18 protein-coding genes are annotated in these 20,331 nt (G+C 72.7%); 9 read left to right on the top strand and 9 right to left on the bottom strand.

Annotated elements, in window-relative coordinates; all coding sequences use genetic code 11:
- Nucleotides 1-61: 61 nt before the first annotated feature.
- The 8 genes from ACFC8N_RS31845 to ACFC8N_RS31810 form a co-directional block, all read right to left on the bottom strand.
- Nucleotides 62-799, bottom strand: coding sequence for an SAM-dependent methyltransferase (locus ACFC8N_RS31845; RefSeq protein WP_376291831.1), 738 nt, complete (start codon nucleotides 797-799; stop codon nucleotides 62-64).
- Nucleotides 789-1,061, bottom strand: a complete 273-nt coding sequence (locus ACFC8N_RS31840) for a hypothetical protein (protein WP_376291828.1) — start codon at nucleotides 1,059-1,061, stop codon at nucleotides 789-791. Before ACFC8N_RS31840 ends, ACFC8N_RS31845 begins: the two co-directional genes overlap by 11 nt.
- 7 nt (nucleotides 1,062-1,068) lie before the next feature.
- Nucleotides 1,069-1,533, bottom strand: coding sequence for a hypothetical protein (locus tag ACFC8N_RS31835; protein ID WP_376291826.1), 465 nt, complete (start codon nucleotides 1,531-1,533; stop codon nucleotides 1,069-1,071).
- The gene (locus tag ACFC8N_RS31830; protein ID WP_376291823.1) at nucleotides 1,530-2,369 is read right to left on the bottom strand and encodes an AMP-binding protein; all 840 of its coding nucleotides are present in this window, start codon (nucleotides 2,367-2,369) and stop codon (nucleotides 1,530-1,532) included. The genes ACFC8N_RS31835 and ACFC8N_RS31830 overlap by 4 nt, the downstream gene beginning before the upstream one ends.
- A gap of 385 nt (nucleotides 2,370-2,754) precedes the next feature.
- The gene (locus ACFC8N_RS31825) at nucleotides 2,755-3,012 is read right to left on the bottom strand and encodes an MbtH family protein (RefSeq protein WP_376291820.1); all 258 of its coding nucleotides are present in this window, start codon (nucleotides 3,010-3,012) and stop codon (nucleotides 2,755-2,757) included.
- A 110-nt stretch (nucleotides 3,013-3,122) separates the two neighbouring features.
- Nucleotides 3,123-3,788, bottom strand: coding sequence for a hypothetical protein (locus tag ACFC8N_RS31820; RefSeq protein WP_376291817.1), 666 nt, complete (start codon nucleotides 3,786-3,788; stop codon nucleotides 3,123-3,125).
- A 62-nt stretch (nucleotides 3,789-3,850) separates the two neighbouring features.
- Nucleotides 3,851-5,557, bottom strand: a complete 1,707-nt coding sequence (locus ACFC8N_RS31815; protein ID WP_376291814.1) for a carbamoyltransferase N-terminal domain-containing protein — start codon at nucleotides 5,555-5,557, stop codon at nucleotides 3,851-3,853.
- A 153-nt stretch (nucleotides 5,558-5,710) separates the two neighbouring features.
- Nucleotides 5,711-6,586, bottom strand: a complete 876-nt coding sequence (locus tag ACFC8N_RS31810) for an SDR family NAD(P)-dependent oxidoreductase (RefSeq protein ID WP_376291813.1) — start codon at nucleotides 6,584-6,586, stop codon at nucleotides 5,711-5,713.
- A gap of 485 nt (nucleotides 6,587-7,071) precedes the next feature.
- On the opposite strand from ACFC8N_RS31810, the gene ACFC8N_RS31805 reads away from it, so the two are divergent.
- The 7 genes from ACFC8N_RS31805 to ACFC8N_RS31775 all read left to right on the top strand — a co-directional run bounded on the left by ACFC8N_RS31805 (nucleotide 7,072) and on the right by ACFC8N_RS31775 (nucleotide 16,689).
- Nucleotides 7,072-8,685 (top strand): MBL fold metallo-hydrolase, encoded by a 1,614-nt coding sequence (locus ACFC8N_RS31805; protein ID WP_376291810.1) that lies wholly within the window; start codon nucleotides 7,072-7,074, stop codon nucleotides 8,683-8,685.
- Between the two features lie 19 nt (nucleotides 8,686-8,704).
- A complete protein-coding gene (locus ACFC8N_RS31800) occupies nucleotides 8,705-9,499 on the top strand; it encodes an alpha/beta fold hydrolase (RefSeq protein ID WP_356035799.1) in 795 nt (264 codons plus the stop codon).
- A complete protein-coding gene (locus tag ACFC8N_RS31795) occupies nucleotides 9,496-10,290 on the top strand; it encodes a thioesterase II family protein (protein ID WP_376291808.1) in 795 nt (264 codons plus the stop codon). Before ACFC8N_RS31800 ends, ACFC8N_RS31795 begins: the two co-directional genes overlap by 4 nt.
- Before the next feature lie 85 nt (nucleotides 10,291-10,375).
- The gene (locus tag ACFC8N_RS31790) at nucleotides 10,376-12,070 is read left to right on the top strand and encodes an ABC transporter ATP-binding protein (protein ID WP_376291805.1); all 1,695 of its coding nucleotides are present in this window, start codon (nucleotides 10,376-10,378) and stop codon (nucleotides 12,068-12,070) included.
- A gap of 49 nt (nucleotides 12,071-12,119) precedes the next feature.
- Nucleotides 12,120-13,874, top strand: coding sequence for an ABC transporter ATP-binding protein (locus ACFC8N_RS31785; RefSeq protein ID WP_376291802.1), 1,755 nt, complete (start codon nucleotides 12,120-12,122; stop codon nucleotides 13,872-13,874).
- 62 nt (nucleotides 13,875-13,936) lie between these two features.
- On the top strand, nucleotides 13,937-15,052 hold the full coding sequence (locus ACFC8N_RS31780) for an ornithine cyclodeaminase family protein (RefSeq protein WP_376291799.1): 1,116 nt from the start codon (nucleotides 13,937-13,939) through the stop codon (nucleotides 15,050-15,052).
- A gap of 5 nt (nucleotides 15,053-15,057) precedes the next feature.
- On the top strand, nucleotides 15,058-16,689 hold the full coding sequence (locus ACFC8N_RS31775) for an amino acid adenylation domain-containing protein (RefSeq protein WP_376291796.1): 1,632 nt from the start codon (nucleotides 15,058-15,060) through the stop codon (nucleotides 16,687-16,689).
- On the opposite strand, the gene ACFC8N_RS31770 is transcribed toward ACFC8N_RS31775, so the two are convergent.
- The gene (locus tag ACFC8N_RS31770) at nucleotides 16,665-17,501 is read right to left on the bottom strand and encodes a putative nonproteinogenic amino acid hydroxylase (RefSeq protein ID WP_376291793.1); all 837 of its coding nucleotides are present in this window, start codon (nucleotides 17,499-17,501) and stop codon (nucleotides 16,665-16,667) included. The two genes, ACFC8N_RS31775 and ACFC8N_RS31770, sit on opposite strands and share 25 nt — an antisense overlap.
- Before the next feature lie 129 nt (nucleotides 17,502-17,630).
- Between ACFC8N_RS31770 and ACFC8N_RS31765 the strand changes: the two genes are divergently transcribed.
- Entirely contained in the window at nucleotides 17,631-19,199 is a 1,569-nt protein-coding gene (locus ACFC8N_RS31765; RefSeq protein WP_376291790.1) for a condensation domain-containing protein, read from the top strand.
- 49 nt (nucleotides 19,200-19,248) lie between these two features.
- Nucleotides 19,249-20,283 (top strand): guanitoxin biosynthesis L-enduracididine beta-hydroxylase GntD, encoded by a 1,035-nt coding sequence (gene gntD, locus ACFC8N_RS31760; protein WP_376291788.1) that lies wholly within the window; start codon nucleotides 19,249-19,251, stop codon nucleotides 20,281-20,283.
- Nucleotides 20,284-20,331: the final 48 nt, after the last annotated feature.

Below are 20,331 nucleotides of genomic sequence, written 5' to 3'. Positions count from 1 at the left end.
TACGAGAGGGGTCCGACGGGGGTGTGAGGGGTGCGGGCGGCGGTCGTCGGGTCGGGTGGGGTCAGTCGGCCGTACGGCGCAGGACGAGGCAGGCGAAGCCGAAGACGTCGCGGTAGACGCGCAGCCACTCCTCGCGGTGGACCGCGGCTGCCTCAAGGGCCTCTTCGGCGTCGGGGTCGTCCGGGTGGTCCAGGGCCCAGGAGGACAGTGAGCCGGTCCAGGACCACTCGTAGTCGTCCAGCTCCTGACGGGTGCTCACATGGCCGTAGACGGGGGTCCAGCCGTCGGCGACCACCCGGTCCACGGTGGTGGGCAGGTCGGCGAACTCGCCGAGCATCTTGACGGCTTCCTGGCTGGGTTCGCGCTCCCAGATGCCCTCGCCGACGAGGACCCGGCCGCCGGGGGCCAGGTGGGTGCGCGCCGCAGCCAGGGTGGGCAGCAGTCCGCCGAAGGCGTGGGTGGCGCCGACGCTGAGGACGAGGTCGTAGGCGTCGGCGGCGCGGAAGACGGCGGCGTCCTCGCGGTGCAGGGTGAGGCGGTCGTGCACGCCGAGTTCCCTGGCGCGCTCGGCTGCCCGGGTCAGCGCGCCCTCGGAGAGGTCCACGCCGTCCGCGCGGACGGCGGGGTAGTCGGTCAGGGCGCGCACCAGCCATTCGCCGGCGCCGCAGCCGAGGTCGAGGACTCGGGCGTCCGCGCGGTGGAGGCCGCGCTGGAGGAGCCGGTGCACCGAGTCGTCGCACAGGGGCGCGGCGATCGGGTGGTCCGCGTGGGCGCGGCGGGAGATCAGATCACGGTTCACCCCGGGAGCATGCCAGCAGGCCCCACTCGTTCCGCAACTTGGTTGTGGAGATCACCCGTTGGTGTGTCCGCTGACGGAAGAGGGGCCGGTCGTCGGCCGGCTCCGTCAGGTCCCGCAGGGCCGCGAACCAGGCGTCAGCAGGCTCCCCCACCTGGTGGCGGGTCAGCAGGCGGCGCGGGAAGGTCCGGGTGACCCGGAGTTCGGGCCCGGTGCCGCCGTCCAGTGTCACGGCGGACACTTCGAGCAGATGCGTGAGCGGCATCCCGGGGTCACCGCCGACGCGGGCGCGGCGTACACCGCGTCGTGGAGCTGCCGCCAGTCCGCCAGGCGCCCGTTCTCACCACCGCTGTCTCCGGCGCCGGCGGATCCGTCGGCACCGGCATTCCCACCGGTTGCGGCGCCCGGCGGTGCCGGCACCACGTACGCGACGATCCGGCGGTCCCCGGGGGGTCCTCGCGCAGGACGACCGCGGCCCCGGCCACGCCTTCGGCGGCGGCATGCGCCTCGACCTCGCCCAGTTCGACGCGGAGCCCGCGCAGTTTGACCTGGCCGTCGGCCCGTCCGGCGAACTCCAGCCGCCCGTCGGCGGTACGGCGCACCAGGTCCCCGCTGCGGTACATGCGCGCCCCCGGTGGCCCGTACGGGTCGGCGACGAAGCGTCCGGCGGTCGGGCCGGGCCGGTTGCGGTAACCGCGGGCGACTCCGGCTCCGCCGATGTACAACTCCCCGTTCACGCCCGCCGGAACGGGGCGCAGGCGTGCGTCGAGGATCTGCACGTGTGTGCCGCGCGCGGGGGCGCGCCGAGCGGCGGGGTGCCGTCGCCGGGGCGCAGAGCGTCGCTCATCGTGGCGCAGACCGTCGTCCCGGTGGGCCCGCAGCCGTTGATCAGTGTCCGGTTCCTCGCCCAGGCCGTGGCCAGTACCGCACCGCAGGCCTCCCCCGCGACGATCAGTGTGCCGACGTCGCGCAACGCGTCCGGTGCCATGACGCCGAGCGCGGCGGGTGGCACGCTGAGGTGGCTGATCCGCTGATCGGCGGCGAGCCGCGCGAGTTCCGGTCCCGGCAGCAGCCGGCGTGCCAGGGCCAGGACGAGGGTGGCACCGGCCGTGAGCGCCATGCCGGTCTCCGCTAAGAAGGCGTCGAAGCCGGGCGAGGCGAACTGCAGCACACGGCTCGTGGCCGGGACACGCAGCGCGTCGGCCAGGTGGGCCGTCAGGTTGGCGAGCCCGGCCCGGGTGACGGCCACGGGTTTGGGGGTGCCGGTGGAGCCCGAGATGTAGATGACGTAGGCGAGGTGCGCGGGCCGGACGGGAGTGGTGCGGTCCTCGTCCGTGGGGTCGGTCGCGGGCCGGGCGTCATGGGCGCCCTCCGGTGCCGGAAGGTTGATCCGGGTGAGGGCGGGCGTCTCGGGCAGGTCGATGTGCGGGGCGGTCAGCAGCAGTTCCGGGCGGGCGTCGGTGAGGACCGTGGCGAGGCGTGCCGCGGGGTAGCCGATGTCCAGGGGCAGCACGGCCGCGCCCGTCTTCAGCACGGCCAGCACCGCGACGATCAGCTCGACCGACCGGTCCAAGGCCCGCGACGACACCCTCGGGGCCGACTCCGCAGGCGATGAGGCGGTGGGCCAGCCTGTTGGCGCGAGCGTTGAGGTCGCCGTAGGACACCTCGCCCGAGCCGAACCGTAGCGCGACGGGGCAGTGGCGGGGCCGGTAAGGGGACCGGGGCCGGTGCGCGGCATCGGGCCGTCCTCCTCGCTCGGCGGGCCGTGCGGGCTGTTGCACCGGTCCGACCCGGGGGCAGCAGTCTCCCCGGGGTCGGTGGCAGCGGCCTTCCGGCGGTCGGTGGCAAGGGTCTTCCGGCGGTCAGGGGCGGTCGTCAGGAGGCGGTGCGGGGCACCCCGGAGGCTCTCCCGGAGCCTGCTCGGCGGTTCCTGCGGACCTTTGGGCATGACCGCGACCTCACCGCGCGCCGGGAGGAGCGGGCGGCGCGCCGGTGTCCGCCCGGGCGTGCCGTTCCATCTCTCTTCTCAGGGACGCGGGGCGCATGTCGGTCCAGGTGCGGTCGACGTAGTCGAGGCACACGGCGCGCGACGCCGGGCCGTGTGCCGTGGCCCAGCCCGCGGGGACGTCGATGCCGACGGGCCAGAGCGAGTACTGCTCCTCGTCGTTGACGAGGACCAGGAACTCGCCCGCCTCGTCGTCGAAGGGGTTCTCCACCGGTTGTTCTCCTCGGGGACGTGAACCGCCTTGCTGATGCGGCACATTGGGGGAACCCGACACCTCGTGGTCCCCGTGGCTCGTGGTCGGGCGGCCGGCGCAGTCGCTTGTCACGGTACCGGGCCGGCCGTCGGACTCGCCGCCGTTTGCCGGGGGCCCGGTAGGCCGCCCGGGTGCCCGTCCAGGCCGTACACCGTCCGCAGCAGCGCATGGGGGACGGCCGTGTCGAGCGGGGTCGCCCCGGCCGGTGCCGGGTCCTGGACCGTCGCGGGTAACAGCAGTAACCGGGCGGCCAGTTCGGTCGCGAGGAGCCGGGCCGTCGCTTCCGGGTCCGCCGGTCGGACACCGCCCGGGCCGGCGGTGAGGGCGGCGACGACGGGTATGCGGCCGTCCGCGAGGAGCACACGCAGCACACCCGTATCGGCCACGAGGTCGCCGGACGCCGTACGGGTCAGCGTGCCGCCGTCCTCGCCCGTGATGCCGAGGGCGAGGGGGCCATGGGCGTTGACGCGGCCGACGAGCCGGGGCTGCACCAGGCCCGCGGTCACCCGGCGCAGCGCGGTGACCCGGTCCTCGCCGGGGTACGGTGCGACCGGCTCGGCTCCGGCGTCGTGCACGACGACCGGCCGGGCACCGTGGTAGCGCAGGAGCGCCAGGTCCTCGGCGAACGCCTCGCCGAGGGGGCCCGGTTCGAGGACGCACGGGCCGGCGACGACGACCACCACGGCACCGTACAGGCGGCCGATCTCCGGCAACGCGGCCACGAGTGCCCGCACGCCCCCGCCCGCGTCCCGTTCGGTGCCGTCGTCCGCCTCGCCGGTGCGGGGCCCGGGCCGGCTCAGGAGCCGGTCCTGCGGTGCAGCACGCCGGCGCTCCAGATCCGGTCGACCTTGCCCCAGCTCATGGCGGAGGCGACGTCCGGGAAGAAGCCGTGGCCGTTGAGGTTGGCGCTGGTGTTGCACAGGACGGGAACGCCGGTCAGCCGGTGGTAGGCGGTCAGCACCTCGGCCAGCAGCGGGTCGTCGTCCGCGGAGACCGTCTGCAGCCGGGCCGTGCCGTCGAGGTGGACGACCGCGGGGATCCTGTCGAGCCATGCGGGCCGCACCTCGTGCTCGAAGAGCATGTACGGGTCCGGGGTCCCAGGGGCGAAGACGGCGGGGGCCTCGTCGACGAGGCAGATCGGGGCGACCGGACGGTAGTGCTCGCGGCCCTTGATCCGGTTGAGTTCGTCCTTCATCGCCGCGCTGGTGGGGGCGGCGAGGATGCTGCGGCCGCCGAGCGCGCGCGGGCCGAGTTCGGCGCGCCCGTCGAGGACGACGACGGGCTCGCCCGACTCGTGCAGTTCCTGGGCGAGTCGGGCGGGTGTGCACGCGGTCGCGGTCCAGCCGTCGGGGGTCTGCGCGCTGGTCTGGAGGTCCGGGCCGAGCCGGACGTGCCAGTCGACGGGGCGCAGTCCCTCGTGCTGGGCCCGGCCGAGCACGGCGGCGCCGATCGCGGAGCCTGAGTCGTTGGGGAACGGCGGCACCCAGACGTCCGCGAACTCGGGCAGGGAACGCAGGGCGCTGTTCCACTTGATGTTCAGGGCGCAGCCGCCGGCGAAGCAGAGGTTCCAGGGCCCGGCGCCGCGGGCGGTGCGTACGGTGCGGGCGATGCGCTCCAGGAGCAGTTCCTGGAAGAAGGCGTGCACGCTGGCAAGTACGTCCTCGTCGGAGACACCCTGCGGCTCCACGCGCTCGCGCACGGCGTGGAAGAAGGCGTGCACGGGTGGCACGGACGGCTCGAAGAGGCTGCCGTAGCCGCCGACGGTGCGCCGGTACTCGACGGACTCGGGCAGGTCGCTCTCGAAGATCCGGTGGAACTCCTCGCGCAGCGCGGCGAGTGCGGCCTCGCGTGGCTGTCCGAGGGCGATGTACGCCATCAGCTTCCCGGCCACGGAGAGGTCGTCGACGGTGGGTGACTGGACGGTACGGCGGAACGGGCCGAAGTGGTGGCCGGCGATGGCGTAGGCGTGGCCGAGCAGCGGGAAGAGCGCGCCGAGGTTCTCCACGCCGGTCTCGGGGTCCAGCCAGTACAGGCGCGGGAAGAGTCCGCCGTCCCAGATGAGCACGAACGACGGTTCGCCGCGGCGGGCGAAAGGGCTGGAGCAGTATGCGCTGGCGAGATGTCCCGCGGCATGGGCGTAACTGGTGTAAGCGTAGGAACGGCCGTCCATCGGGAACTCGCCCGACGCGCCCGGTCGGGCCGGATCGGGGCAGGCCGCCGATTCCCGGTAGGGGCCGACGGTGAGTTCGACCGGGACCGAGGAGCTGAGCAGCGAAACCACTCCGGTGACATCGCCGTCCCAGCCGTCCACGACCCATTCGTCGACGTCCTGCGGTTTGTATCCGAAATCGGCGAGGATCCCGGGGATCTGACTGAAGTCGGAGACCGTGCTGTACCTCGGACCGTTGCCGATCTTTTCCATCTCGACGCTGAAAACGAGGCGATCGTCGTCGAGCAGGGCCACCGCTCCGTCGTGTGTGAGCTTGAGACCGCAGATAATCAACTTCTCACTCCCTGATCACCTTGGCAGAACAGCCGGTCCCGCATTCCCGGGCTGCCGAAACCGACGAGCAAGCGTTTTCCCGCTCTGCTCGAACTCACATACGCCAGGATTCCTGGATGTATCGCGAAAACGCTTCCGACCGAAACCCGCGTGTCACGACGCATCGGCGCCGCCGGACGCACCACCCGGGTCACCGCTGCGGCTGCCCGCGAAGCCCAGCCCGAAAGGCTGCTCCGCGGGCATGAGTTCGATCATGTTGATGTTGACGTGCGGGGGCTGGTCCAGGCACCACGCGACACTCTGTGCCACGTCGTCCGCCGAGAGCGGGGTGAGTCCGTCATAGAGCGCCTCCGCCCGCTGCAGGTCCCCCTCGTAGCGGACCCGGGCGAATTCCGTCTTCGCCATGCCGGGGGCGACACAGCTGACCCGGACGCCGGTGCCCTGGAGGTCGACGCGCATGTTCAGGGACAGTTGGTGCACGAACGCCTTGGTGGCGGCGTAGACGTTCCCGCCCATGTAGGGGTATTCGGCGGCGATGGAACCCACGTTGACCACGTGACCGGAGCCGCGGGCGACGAGGCGGGGCAGCACGGCCTCGGTCAGGTTGAGCACGCCGGTGATGTTCGTGTCGATCATTTCGCGCCAGTGTGCGGCGGCACCCTGCTGCACGGGACCGAATCCCCTGGACAGACCCGCGTTGTTCACCAGCACCGAGATGTCGCGGTATTCGTCCGGCAGTTCGGAAACCGCGCGGCCGACCGCGTTCCGGTCCCTCACATCGGCGACGACAGGGAGAATGGCTCGATATGGATCCTCTTCCGCGAGCACTTCGAGGAGTTCCGCACGGCGAGCGAGGGCAATCACATCGAACCCGCCGGCCGACAGCACCTGCGCGATCCGCGCGCCGAACCCGGACGAGGCCCCGGAAACCAGCGCGATGCCCCGGCATTCCCTGACGTCCGACATATCCCCCCTCGTTCCCCTCCGCACGGGTCGCAGAGTTTCACGTGCGCACGCACCCCAGGTCAAGGACGCATTTTTCGCAACCGGAACAGGGCGGGTTCCCCGCACGGCCGGTCGGCAACGGCAGCACATTTCGAGTCAAAAACTCTTCAAGATAAGGAAGAAGAAGCGCTCACATCATGAACACCCGTAACTCCTTGCCAGTCAAGCATGGCCTCACACAAGTCGTACCTGTGACGCACGTCACAGGTACGCTCTATGGCGACCCGTTGGAGATCATGACTACAGTCGAACGCCAAGTCCCAGCAAAACGCTCGAAATCCCGAGGCGAATACGGGCAGATATCACGCCCGAAACGCCCGGGTCGAAAGCCTCGCGGGAAACGGGTGAGCAGGCCGGCCCCGCTGTGTGCGACCGTCGCCTGTGCCACGCCGCCCTCTCTCGTCAGGCCCGAATCCCCTCTCCGGCGCGGGCCCGACCCGGATTTCGATCACAGCCTCATGAGCCGACCCCCGTCTGACCACCGGCCTCGACTCGCAAGGGAACGCAGAGTGCCCGTCATCCAGAAACGTCACCTACGCGCGTCCGTCGTAGCCCAGCCGCTGCTGCACCGCTGGTATGCCTGGCCCTATCTGCTGGCCCCCCACACCGGGGCGCTGAACCTGCGCGAACGGCTGCTGCCCATCCTCCGCAACTACCTGCTGTCCCCTGCCCTGCACCAGAGCGCCCTCGCCGATCCGGCCCGTTACGGCGGCCCGTTCCTCGACCCCGGCGACGCGGGCACCGCCGAGGTGGAGTCGCTGCTGGAGACGACCGAGCGCGACGCGGCGGCACGGCTCGCCCTCGCGGACGACATCGACCGGCTGCGTACCCTGCTGGCGGAGCAGGCCACGGGCGGCGCGCTGGAGGCGCTGTACCCCCAGGTGCCCGAATCCCTGCGCGGCTGCGTCGAGTTGGTCTACGACCTCGCCAACCGCCCCTCCTTCCGCTTCTTCGAGCCGCTGCTGTACCGCTCCGCCGCGTTCGAGGAGCACGGCCAGACCCTCTCGCTGACCGCCGTCCCGCCCCGCGGCCAGCCCTTCGTCTACGGCAGCCCCGTGCTGCCCGGCACCGGTCGGCTCGACATCGGCGTGCCGTTCCGCGCCGACGTGTGGGACGACGTCTTCGCCGCCCGTCTCCAGCCGGTGGACACCGGCGAACTGGCCGAACGGCTGGGCCTCGACACCGGCGCGGCGGCCCGCTTCGAGGAGCTCTTCCACGACCCGGCCCCGCACCCGTACCCAGCGGTTCCCGAAGGCCGGGTCCGTATGCGCTACTTCGGGCATGCCGCTGTCCTGATCGAGACCTCGACGGGTTCCGTCCTGCTGGACCCGCTCATCGGCTACCGCGGCGACGGGCACGAGCACTTCACCGTGGCCGACCTGCCGCACCACATCGACGCCGTCGTGATCAGCCACTTCCACTCGGACCACTTCTCGCTGGAGGCCCTGCTCCAACTGCGCACCCGCATCGGCACGATCGTGGTGCCCCGCGCCTCCGGCGGCACGCTCCAGGACCCCAGCCTGAAGGTGATGCTCCAGGCTCTGGGCTTTCCCCGGGTGGTGGAGCTGGGCGAGCTGGAGACCCACCCGGCGGCCGAGGGACTCGACGTCGTCGCGCTGCCCTTCCTCGGGGAACACGCCGATCTCGACATCCGCACCAAGATGGTCCCGCTGGTCCGCGCGCTCGGCCGGTCCTTCATGTTCGCCACCGACATCACCCCGGTCGAACCTGCCCTCTACGACCGGGTGCGGGACATCGCCGGCGAGGTGGACGCGCTCTTCGTCGGACTGGAGTGCGTCGGCGCGCCGTTGGGCTGGCTCTACGGCCCGCTGATGGAGGTCAAGCTGTCCCGCGAGCACAACAAGGCGCGCCGCCTGAAGGGTTCGGACGCTGCCCTGGCCGACCGGCTGGCCCGGCAGGTGGGCGCGCGGCACGTCTACGCGTACGCCATGGGCCTCGAACCATGGCTCAAACACCTCACCGGCTCCGAGTACGACGACGCGTCCGAACCGGTGCGGCAGAGCCGGGTGCTGGCGGAGTTGTGCGAGCGACGCTCGGTGGGCTCGGAGCTGCTGTACCGTCAGGCCGAACGGGTCTGGCCGGCCGCCGGGCGCCGGTCCTGAGCGGGCCGGGCTCTCGTCGATGAGCGACTCCACCGCCGCCGGACGCCCGCTGAGCGGGCGCGAACTGGTGCGCCCGTGGCCCCGGCCCGCGGCGCACACGGTCCTGTACTGCTTCCCGCACGCCGGCGGCGCCGCCTCGGCCTACCGGGACTGGCCGGATGCCCTGCCCGACTGGATGGAGGTGGTGGCCGTACAGCTCCCCGGGCGTGAGCACCGCGTCGCCGAGTCCCCGTGTGTCGATCCGGCCCGGGTGGCGGCGGCCGTCCGCGCCGATGCCGTCCGGCACGCACGGCCGTACGCCGTGTTCGGGCACAGCATGGGCGCCCTGCTCGGCTTCGAGGTCGCGCGCCTGCTGTACGCCGACGACGGGCTGCGCGCTCCCGCGCTGCTGGCCGTCTCGGGGCTGGACCACCCCGCGACGGAGCGGATCCGTCCGGCGCTGTCCCGGCTGCCCGAGCCCGAACTCGTCGACTGGATCGCGGGGTTGGGCGGGTCGCCCGCCCAGGCCCTGGCCCACCCGCAGCTGCTGGAGCTGCTGCTGCCCGCGCTGCGGGCCGATCTCCGGTGGCTGGAGGACCACACGTACCGGCCGGGGCCCCGGCTGCCGTGCCCGGTCTCGGCGTTCGCGGGCGAGCGGGACGACCGGGTCACGCTGCCGGGCCTTGAGGCCTGGGCCCGGGAGACGACCGAGACGGCGACCGTACGGTGCTACCCCGGCGGCCACTTCTGCACCGTCGAGCAACTGCCCGCCCTCGCCCACGACCTGGCCGGCGATCTCGCCGAGGCACTGGACACGGCGGAGGCGGTCCGGTGAGCGCAGGTCCGCAGCGCTGGCTGGTGGAGTGGCAGGCGGCCGCGTCGGCGCCGCTGCTGCTGGTGTGTCTGCCGCACGCGGGCTCCGGTGCCGTCCAGTTCCGTGCCTGGCAGGAGTTCGCCGGCCCCGGGATCGGCGTGGTCGCCGTACAGCTGCCCGGGCGGGAGAACCGGTGGCGCGAGGAGCCGGCGACGCGCGCCGAGGACGTCGTCGAGGCGCTCGTTCCCGTACTGGCCGCGCGGCTGGACCGCCCTTACGTGGTGTTCGGGCACAGCATGGGCGCCCTGCTCGGGTACGAGGTGGCCCGTGCCCTCGGCAGCCGGTCCGGGCAGTGGCCGCTCGCCGTCGTCGCGTCCGCGTGCCGGGCGCCGGACGACCAGGGGGAGCCGACCGGGGCCGCCGGTCGCAGCGACCGCGACCTGGTGGCCGAGCTGGCCGCGGACGGTGCCGTCCCCGAGCACGTCGTGGCCAACGACAAGCTGGTCTCCCTCCTCGGCCGCCCGCTGCGCGCCGACCTCACGCTGTGCGATCGCTATCTGCCGCCGGCCGCGCACCGGCGGCTGCCGTGTCCCGTCCACGCCTGGCGCGGCAGCGCGGACCTCGGCGTCACCGACGGGCACGCCCGGCGCTGGCGCGCCTGGTCCGCCGTACCGGGCGGGCTGCGCCGGTTCGACGGCGGACACCTGTACCACCTCGGCCGTCCGGCCGAGGTGGTGAACGCCCTGCGCCGGCTCGGGGCGGACGCCCTGACGGCCGCGCCGGAGCCAGTGAAGGAGACCGCCGAGCACTGACCCTGGCCACCGCCGGCCGACGCGGCCGTCCCGTCCCCTCGTCCCCGATCCCCGCGCTCGCCGAGACTCGTCAGAAGGAATCGTGTTGCCGAGGAACAACCCACTGTCAGACGTCGGAGAGCCCGATCTCCGGTCGCCCAGGAAATATCTGCTCTGGCTGCTGCGCCGGCAGGCCGGCACGGCGTCCCTCGGCGTGTTCTGGGGCACCCTGTGGATGGCCAGCATGGGGCTCACCCCGCTGGCCATCGGACGGGCGATCGACGCCATCGCCCGCAAGGACACCGGCGGACTCGTCGGGTGGACCGGCGTCATCGTCGGGCTCGCCCTCGTGACCACCGCCGGCAGCCTGCTGCGGCACCGGTGCGACACCATCGGCCGCCTCAAGGCCAACTACCTGACGATCCGTCTCGTCGCCCGGCAGGCGGTCCGGCTGGGCGTCCGGCTGCGCGACCGCGTGGCCGAGGGCGACGTCGTGACGATCGGTACGGCCGACATCTCCCGGCTCGGGGCGCTGCCCGGCGCGGTCGCCCGCGGCACCGGCAGCGCGATCACCGTCGTCGTCGTGGCCGTCGTCCTGCTGTCCACCTCCCTGTCCCTGGGACTGTTGGTGCTCATCGGCGTCCCGGTCCTGCTCGCCGGCACCGGTCCGCTGCTCAGCCCGCTGCACAAACGGGTCGGCCGCTACCGCGACCTGGAGGGCGAACTCACCGGCCGGGCCTCGGACATCGTGGCCGGGCTGCGGGTGCTGCGCGGCATCGGCGGCGAGAAGGCCTTCGGGGAGCGCTACCGCAAGGACTCCCAGCGGCTGCGGCACGCCGGTGTGGAGGTCGCCAAGGTGGAGTCGGTGCTCCCGGCCGCCGAGGTGCTGCTGCCCGGTGTGTTCGTGGTCGCCGTGGTCTGGGTCGGCGCGCGGCTCGCCGTCGGCGGGCACATCTCCGCGGGTGACCTCGTGTCGGCCTACGGCTACGCGGCGTTCCTGATGCTGCCGATGCGCACCGCGACCTCGGCCGTACAGGTGCTCGTCGCCGCCGACGTGGCCGCCCAGCGTGTCGTACGCGTGCTCGCCGAGGCACCCGACGCCACCACCGGCACCCGGCCCGCCGAACTGCCGGACGCGCCCGACCTGGTCGACGCAGAGACCGGTCTGACGGTGCGGCATGGTCGGCTCACCGCCGTCGTGTCCGCGTCCCCCGAGGAGAGCGCCGGCATCGCGGCGCGGCTCGGGCGGTACCGCGCGGGCGAGGTGTCCCTCGGTGAAGTGCCGCTGTCCGCACTGCCCGTGGAACAGGTGCGCCGGCACGTCCTGGTCGCCGAGGACGGCGACACCCTCTTCTCCGGAGTGCTGCGCGACGAACTCGCCTGCGGGCGTACCGAGGAGGAGCTGCGGGCCGCGCTGCACAGCGCCAACGCGCAGGACATCGTCGAAGCGCTGCCCGACGGGCTGGACAGTGTGGTGGCCGAGCAGGGCGCCACCTTCTCGGGCGGTCAGCGGCAGCGGCTGCGGCTGGCCCGCGCGCTCGTCGCGGATCCGCCGGTGCTCGTCCTGGTCGAGCCGACCAGCGCGGTGGACGCGCTCACCGAGGCGGCCGTCGCCGAGCGGCTGCACCGGGCGAGGCAGGGGCGGACCACCGTGGTGATGAGCACCAGCCCGCTGCTGCTGGACCGTGCCGACGAGGTCGCGTTCGTCGTCGACGGCAAGGTGATCGCCACCGGCACGCATCGCGAACTCGCCACCCGGACGCCCCAGTACGCCGCCACCGTCCTGCGGGACGGGACATGACCGACCGCGTTCTCGCCCGATCGATCGCCGCTGTGCGAAGGAGTGCCCCGTGAGTCTCCCGGTCGCCGACGCGCCGGAGGTGCGCCGTCAGGTCCGAAGCCTGGTCAGAGGCCATTTCGGCCTCCTCGGCCGCACCGTCCTCTGGTTCGTGCTCGCCACCGCGTGCGGGCTGGTCGTGCCCGCGCTGCTCGGCCATCTGGTCGAGGACGTGGAGAAGGGCATCTCCACCACCCGGGTGGACGTCATCGTCGTGGTGATCGCCGGACTGCTGCTGGTCCAGGGCGTGTTCACCCGCACCGCCCGGCTGCTGGGCGCCCGGCTCGGCGAGCAGGTGCTGGCCGACATCCGCGAGGGCTTCGTACGCCGGGTGCTGGCGCTGCCGCTGTCCGCCGTGGAGAAGGCCGGCACCGGTGATCTGCTCACGCGCAGCACCCGGGACGTGGACGCCCTGTCCAACGCCGTACGGATGGGCGCCCCGGCCATTCTCGTGGCGAGCCTGTCGGTGCTGCTCACGTTCGTGGCGCTGCTGGTGACCAGCCCGCTGATGGCGCTGCCGTGTCTGGTGGCGGTCCCCGTGATCTGGGGGTCGACGCGCTGGTACCTCAGGCGTGCGCGCTCCGCCTACCTTGCGGAGGCGGCCAGTTACTCGGATCTGACGCAGGGGCTCGCCGAGACGGTGACGGGTGCCCGTACGGTCGAGGCGCTGGGCCTCGGCGAGCGGCGGCTGTCCCGGACCGACGAGGACGTGCGGCGCTCCAACGCGGCCGAGCGGGGCACCCTCTTCCTGCGCAGCGTGTGGTTCCCCCTGATGGACTTCGGCTACATCCTGCCGGTGGCCTCGACGCTGCTGTTCGGCGGCCTGTTCTACGTGCACGGGTGGGTGAGCCTCGGGGAGGTCACGGCGGCGGCGCTGTACACCCGCGCGGTGATCGACCCGCTGGACGAACTGCTGGGCTGGCTGGACGAGTTGCAGGTCGGCGACGCCTCGCTGGCCCGGCTCGTCGGCGTCGGCGCGGCCGTCCCGGAGGCCGTGGGCGGCGGGCGGCGTCCCGAGGACCACCGGCTGGCGGCGGACGGGGTCAGCTACGCCTACCGGGCGGGCCACGACGTCGTCCGCGACGTCACCCTGCGGGTGCGGGCCGGGGAGCGGGTGGCCGTCGTCGGGCCGTCCGGAGCGGGCAAGTCGACGCTCGGCCGGATCCTCGCCGGTGTCCACGCCCCGCGCGACGGCTCGGTCACCGTCGGGGACGTACCGGTGGGTGAGCTGCCCCTGGAGGAGCTGCGCCGGCATGTCGCGCTGGTCACGCAGGAGCACCATGTGTTCCTCGGGACGGTGCGCGACAACGTGACGCTGGCGGACCCCGAGGCGGCGGAGGAGCGGGTGTGGGGCGCGCTGGACGCGGTCGACGCCGGGGACTGGGTGCGCGAGCTGCCCGACGGGCTCGCCACCGAGCTGGGCTCCGGCGGCCACGAGGTCTCCCCCGGCCAGGCACAGCAACTGGCCCTCGCCCGGCTGGTGCTCGCCGATCCGCACACCCTGGTGCTCGACGAGGCCACCTCGCTGCTCGACCCCCGGGCGGCCCGGCACCTGGAGCGTTCGCTGGCGGCCGTGCTGCGCGGCCGTACCGTCATCGCCATCGCCCACCGGCTGCACACCGCGCACGACGCCGACACGGTGCTCGTCATGGAGGACGGGCGGATCACCGAGCGCGGCAGCCATGACGACCTGGTCGCCGCAGGCGGCTCCTATGCCGCGCTGTGGGACTCCTGGCACGGTCCGGCCGCCGATGCCCCGGCCGGCTGAGCACGGCCCGGCCGGGGCGCACCACCCTCCGGAAGCGGGACACGAACCATCGGGAGAGTGACGTGAAACCGGACCCCACCCTGGTAGTCGATGCCGCGGCCGTCGCGACGATCGTCGGCGAGATCGGCATCGGCCCGTTGTACGACCTGGCGATCGAGCGGCTGACCGAGGTGCTCACCTCGGCCGGCCCCGCTCCCGCCGCTCCTCCGGCGCCTTCTCCTCCTGCTCCCGCCGAGATGAAGGCGCGCGACGGCTTCCTGCTCACCGCACCCCGGCTGGGTCTGCTGGAATGGATGCCGGCCGTCCGGCACGGGGCGACGGTCTCCATGAAGCTGGTGGGCTACCACCCGCACAACCCGGTCAAGAACCAACTGCCCACTATTCTCTCGACGTTGCTCGCCTTCGACGTCGACTCCGGTCATCTGCGCGCGATCGTGGACGGCACGTTCGCCACGGCCGTCCGCACCGGGGCGGCCTCCGCCCTGGCGACGCGCATGCTGGCCCGGCCCGGCGGCTCGGTGCTCGGCCTCGTCGGCTGCGGCGCCCAGGCAGTGACCCAACTGCACGCGCTCGCCCGGGTGTTACCGCTGACCGAGGTGCTGGTGTGTGACAGCGACATCCGTGCGGAGACCACCTTCGCGGCGCGGGCCCGGGTGCCCGAGGGGCTGGTCCGGGTCGCCGAGCGGGCGGAGGTGGAGGAGCGCGCCGACGTCCTGTGCACGGCGACCTCCGTCGCCCCCGCGCAGGGGCCGGTGATCCAGGGCACCGCCCTGCGCCCCTGGGCGCACATCAACGCCGTCGGCTCGGACATGCCCGGCAAGACGGAGCTGCCCGTGGACCTGCTGCGGCACGCCGCCGTCGTCCCCGACCACCGCGAGCAGGCCGTGGCCGAGGGCGAGTGCCAGCAGCTGCGTCCGGACGAGATCGGCCCCTGCCTGCCCGAACTGCTGAACGATCCCGGCAGGCAGCGAGAGCTGCGTGGCCTTCGGACCGTCTACGACTCGACCGGGCTGGCCCTCCAGGACCTCGTGATGGTCGAACTGCTGGAGGAACTGGCCCTCGACGTGGGCGCCGGAGAAAGGCTCGTGATCGAGGCGACCGCCCACGACCCACAGGACCCCTACGGGTTCCTGCCCGAATCGGTCACGCGGGCGTGCTGGCCCGCGGAGGAGGTGTGACCCCCATGTCACAGCACACCGACCCGCCGGCTCCCACCGACGGCTGCGCCCCGCCGGGACATCACCGGGGACCGGTCGTGGACATCGGCGCGCGGACCGCCCTGGACCTGGTGGACCGGGAGACCGCGGCCCGCCCCGACGCCTTCGCGGTCCGCGAGCAGGGCCGTCGGCCCGTGTCGTACGCGGAGCTGGACCGGCTCGCGAGCACCGTGACCGACCGTCTCCTCGGGGAGTTCGGCGTCGGCCCCGGGGACACGGTGCTGATCGCCGCGCGCGCCGGAGTGGACTTCACGGCGGCGGTGCTCGGGACCCTGCGGGCCGGGGTGGCCTACCTGCCGGTGGACATGACCTATCCGCGCGAGCGCATCGAGCAGATCTTCCGCTCCAGCAGCGCTCGGCTGATGGTGCTGGACGACGGCGTGCGCGGCCCCGCCGTCCCGGGCACGGACACGCCGACGACGACGCTCACCCGGCTCCTCGTGGAGTACGCCGATCCGCCGCCGCCCCGGCCGCGGATCGCCCCCGAGGACGCGTCCTACGTCATCTTCACGTCCGGCTCGACGGGCGCGCCGAAGGGCATCGTGCAGACGCACCGGACCCTGGCCAACCTGGCCGCCTGGCAGGCGGGGGGCTCCGGGCTCGGCCGGGAGCGCCGGGTGCTCCAGTGCGCGCCGCTCACCTTCGACGTGTCGGTCCAGGAGATCTTCTACACGCTCGCCTCGGGCGGCTGCCTGTACGTGCCGCGGCCCGAAGTGCGGCGCGATCCGCGGGACCTGATGGACTACATCATCGGTGAGGCCGTCGAGGTCGTGGACTTTCCGCAGTCCCTGATCGACATCCTCATGTCCCTGCCGGTCACGCTCGAAGACGCCCCGGCCCTGCGGCACGTCATCAGCGCCGGCGAGACCGTACGGGTCACACCGGAGCTGTCCGGGCTGCTCACCCGGCGCCCCGAGATCACCCTGCACAACCACTACGGGCCGGCCGAGAACCACATGGTGACCAGCCACTCGGTGAGCGCGTCGAGGGGGAATCTGGAACCGCGCCCACCGGTCGGGGCCCTGGTGTGGAACACCTACATCCGCATCCTGGACGAGGAGTTGGCACCGGTGCCCGACGGCGAGGTGGGCGAGGTGTACATCGGCGGGGTCGGTGTGGCGCGCGGCTACACCGACCCCGAGCTCACCCGGACGGTGTTCGTGGCCGACCCCTTCGTCCCCGGGGCGCGGCTGTACCGCACGCGCGACCGGGGGGTGTGGCGCACCGCCGACGGCACGCTCCAGCTGCTGGGGCGGATCGACGACCTGATCAAGGTCCGGGGCAACGCGGTGGAGCCCCGGGAGCCCGAGACCCGGCTCGCGGCCCTGCCCGGGGTGAAGGACGCGGCGGTGTTCGGGGTGGCGCGGGCGGACGGCGGAACGGAGCTGCACGCGGCGCTCACCGGGGATCCGCCGCCGGCCCAGGAGCTGCGCCGTTCCCTGCTCGCCGTGCTGCCGGACTACATGGTGCCGGTGCGCTGGTGGGTGACCGACGAGCTGCCGTACTCGGCCAACGGGAAGCTGGACCGCCGGGCCCTGCCGGGCCCGGGAGCCAGACAGCTGGCCGTGGTCCCTCACCAGTCGAACGCCTCGCGGTAGCCCCGCTTCTCGATGCAGTACGTCCGGAACGCCCGTGCCTTGTCGACCATGACTTCGTCCCCGGTGCGCCGGGCGGCCTCCAGGAACCAGTCGAAGGCGGCGGTGACCGGCGCGCGCCGCTCGAAGTGGAGCGCGGCGAACCGGCGGAAGGAGGTGCGCAGGGTGTCCCGGGTCAGCTCCGGTCCGGAGCCGATGAGTTCCTCGATGTCGGCCTCGGTCGCCTCGGGGAGATCGATCAGCCGGACGGGTTGCGTCGCGGGGAGGTCGCCGCGGATCTCGACGGGTTCCTCGGCGTCCGCGAAGTCGAGGCAGAGGGAGAGCCGGGCGGGTCCGGAAGCGCTGCGAGCCGAATGAGGATGTGTGGTGTGAATTTTCCAGACCTCACCAAGACGGAGGTGGTAGACGAGATTCCCCTCGGAATGCAGGGATTCCTCACTGGTGCGCAGCGGAACCTGCAGCCTGGTGCCCGGTTCGGCGAATTCGAGAAAGTCGACGTGCGGGGCGAGAATTCCGTCATCGAGGCTGAAGATCCGGACCCACTGGAGCCGGTCCAGCGGGAAGTGCTCGGTGACGAGAGACATGACGCCGGGCAGTCGCCGGCCCAGCTCGGTGAGGCTCAGGCGGTCGCCGTGGGGCCGGAACGCGGTGTCGGAATCGGCACCGGAGCCGTTGGCCAGCACATGAGCCGACCAGGAGCCGAAGGTGAAGGCGTCGTACTCGCCGCCGGGGTCGTGCCGGTCCACGAGCGCCAGCTCGGATTCCAGGCCGCGGGAATCGATGGGCAATACCGCAAGTCGCTGCGACTTGAGCATGGAGAATTCCCTTCATTGCCGGGCGCGTTGAGACAGTGGAAATCCACTGACTTCCGTTCGCCACCATAACGCTACCTAGACAGGCAATCTGTCAATCCCCGAAAACCCGCCGACCTATCGAGGGGAACCATGACCGATCCGATCCAGGAACTGTGCCGGCTGTTCGCCCGGGCGCTGGAGTTGGAGTACGTGACCGAGGACACGGACTTCTACCTGGCCGGTGGGCACAGTCTGTCCGCGCTGGCGCTCGCCGTGTCCGTCGAGGAGGCGGTGGGGGTTCCGGTGCGGGTGCGCGACATCCTCGAATGCGCCACGCCGAAGCTGCTGGCCGCGCGTCTCGCCGAGGCACGCGCCACCGCGGCCGGCGCCCGTCCCGCGCCGTCGTCGCACCCCGGCCCCGTGCCGGAGTCGGTCCGCTGGCTGTGGCTGGCGCGCCAGGGCGAGCACGGAGGGACGGGCGCGTACACGGTGCCGTGTCTGCTGCGCGGCGAGGGGGAGGTGGACACCGACCGACTGGCCGCGGCCGTCGCCACGCTGCCCGAGCGCCATCCGGCGCTGCGCACGGTGTTCGTGGAGCGGCAGGGCAGCCCCGAGGCAGTGGCCACCGACCGGGCGGCCCCGCTGGACGTGGTCGATCTGCGCGGCGAACCCCTCGCCGACGGCTCGTTCGAGGCGCTGGTCCACGCACGTGTCGAGGTCCCCTTCGACCTGGCGGAAGGCCCGCTCTTCCGCGCGACGCTCTTCCTGCTCCCGGAGGGCGCCTGGTGGCTGCTGCTGACGGTAGATCACCTGGTGTGCGACGGGCGGTCGTTGCGGACCTTGGCCGCCGAACTCGTCGCGGTGTACGGCCGGTTGTCCGTCCCGGCTCCCCCGTCCGCTCCCGGACCGGGGCGAGCCACGCGTTCGCGGGAGGAGTCGCTGGCGTACTGGCGTGAGCTGCTGACTCCGGCGCCGGTGCCGCTGCTGCTGCCCGTGGACCGGCATCGGCGGGGGCGGGCGGGCGCGGTGACGGACACCGTCGTCCTGGACATCGAGGGGCGCCTGGTGGAGCGGCTCCCCGCGCTGGCCGCGGCCGCGCATGCCGGCACCTTCGCGCCGCTCGCGGCGGCCGTGGCCCGTGCGCTGGGCGAGCTGACCGGCAGCACCGACGTCTGCCTCGGCACCCCGGTGGACCGCAGGTCCCTGATCGGCCGGGACGGCGCCGTCGGCTTCCACGTCGCGACGGTCCCGCTGCGGCTGGATCTGTCCGGCCGCGCCGACCCGGCCGCACTCGTGCGCCATGCGGCGGCACGCACGGCGGACGCGCTCGACCACAGCGAGGTCGCCTTCGACGAACTGGTGGCGACCCTCGACCCGCCCCGGGCACAGGGGCGCGGTCCGTTCTTCGACGTGTGGGTGGCGCTGTACCCGCACATCGACACCGGCCCCGCCGCACCGGGCGGCATCGCACTGCACGGCGGCCCCTTCCTGCTCCGGCAGGGCATGTTCGAGCTGTCGTTCCAGTTCGTCGAGCACGCGCGGGGGCTACGGCTGTGCCTCCAGTACGACACCGCGCGCTACGACCGTGACACGGCCGAGCAGATCGCCGCCCTCGCCCTCGCCGAACTCGGCCGCATCGCCGGGGAACCCGGGGCACCGCAGCCGCCTTCGGAGCCCGCGCCGGCCCTCGCCTTCCAGGGCTTCCGTTTCGACACGTGACCGTCGCCCCCGCCCCCGCCCTTGCCCCTCCCCGCGACAGGAGACGCACATGACCACGCTCCCGGACACCCTCCCGCTGACCGAACTCCGGCTGACGCCCGACGAGGCCGCCGAGACGGCCCGGCTGACCGGGAACCTCGCCCGGGACCACCAAGCGGCGGACGGCGAACGCCTGCTGGAGGAACTGCCGTTGCTGGCCTCCCGGCTGCCCGAGCGGGTCCGCCGGTTCCTGCGTGCCTTCCAGCTGGACCGGGCGGGCGGGTACTGCGCGATCAGCGGTCATCTGGTGGACGACGAGCGGATCGGTCCCACTCCGGCGCACTGGCGCGGCGAGCGGGTCCATCCCGAACTGCCGGAGGAGATCCTGCTGTTGCTCTACGCCGCTCTGCTCGGCGAGCCCTTCGGCTGGGCCACCCAGCAGGACGGGCATCTGGTCAACGACGTGTTCCCGGTCAAGGAGTACGAGACCCTGCTCCTCGGCACCGGCAGCCGGACCGCGCTGACCCTGCACACGGAGGACGCCTTTCATCCGTACCGCGCGGACTACATCGTCCTGGCCTCGCTGCGCAATCCGGACGGCGTGCCCGTGACGGTGGCGGAGGCCGACTTCACCACGCTGCCGGCGGACGTGCTGGACGTGCTCTTCGAGAGCCGGTTCCGGATCATCTCCGACGACTCCCACCTGCCGCACAACAACACCGTCAGCACACCGGAGGACCGGCGGATCTTCGCCGGCATCACGCGCCTGATCGCCGGACTCGGCCGGGTACCCGTGCTGTTCGGCTCCCGGACGGATCCGCTGCTGTGCTTCGACGCCACCCATATGGCACCGCCCGAGGACGATCCGCAGGCGGTACGCGCCTTCGCCGCCGCCCACGAGCTGCTCACCCGCGCCGCACGCCCGTGTGCGCTGGAGCCGGGCACGTTCGTGTTCCTCAACAACCACCGGGTGGTGCACGGCCGCGAGGCCTTCACGGCGCGCTACGACGGCACCGACCGCTGGCTCAAGCGCGTGAACATCACCCACGACCTGCGCAAGTCACGGAGTCTGCGGCGGTCCGTGGGGACCCGGCTGATCGGCTGAGGCGGATCCGGCCATGACGGCTGCGCGCCGAGGCAGGTCTCCCGGGTT

The sequence above is a fragment of the Streptomyces sp. NPDC055966 genome (genome assembly GCF_042269865.1).
Taxonomy (GTDB): Bacteria; Actinomycetota; Actinomycetes; order Streptomycetales; family Streptomycetaceae; genus Streptomyces.
Note: the sequence above shows the minus strand (reverse complement) of the source record. Positions and strands in the feature narration are given on the sequence as shown.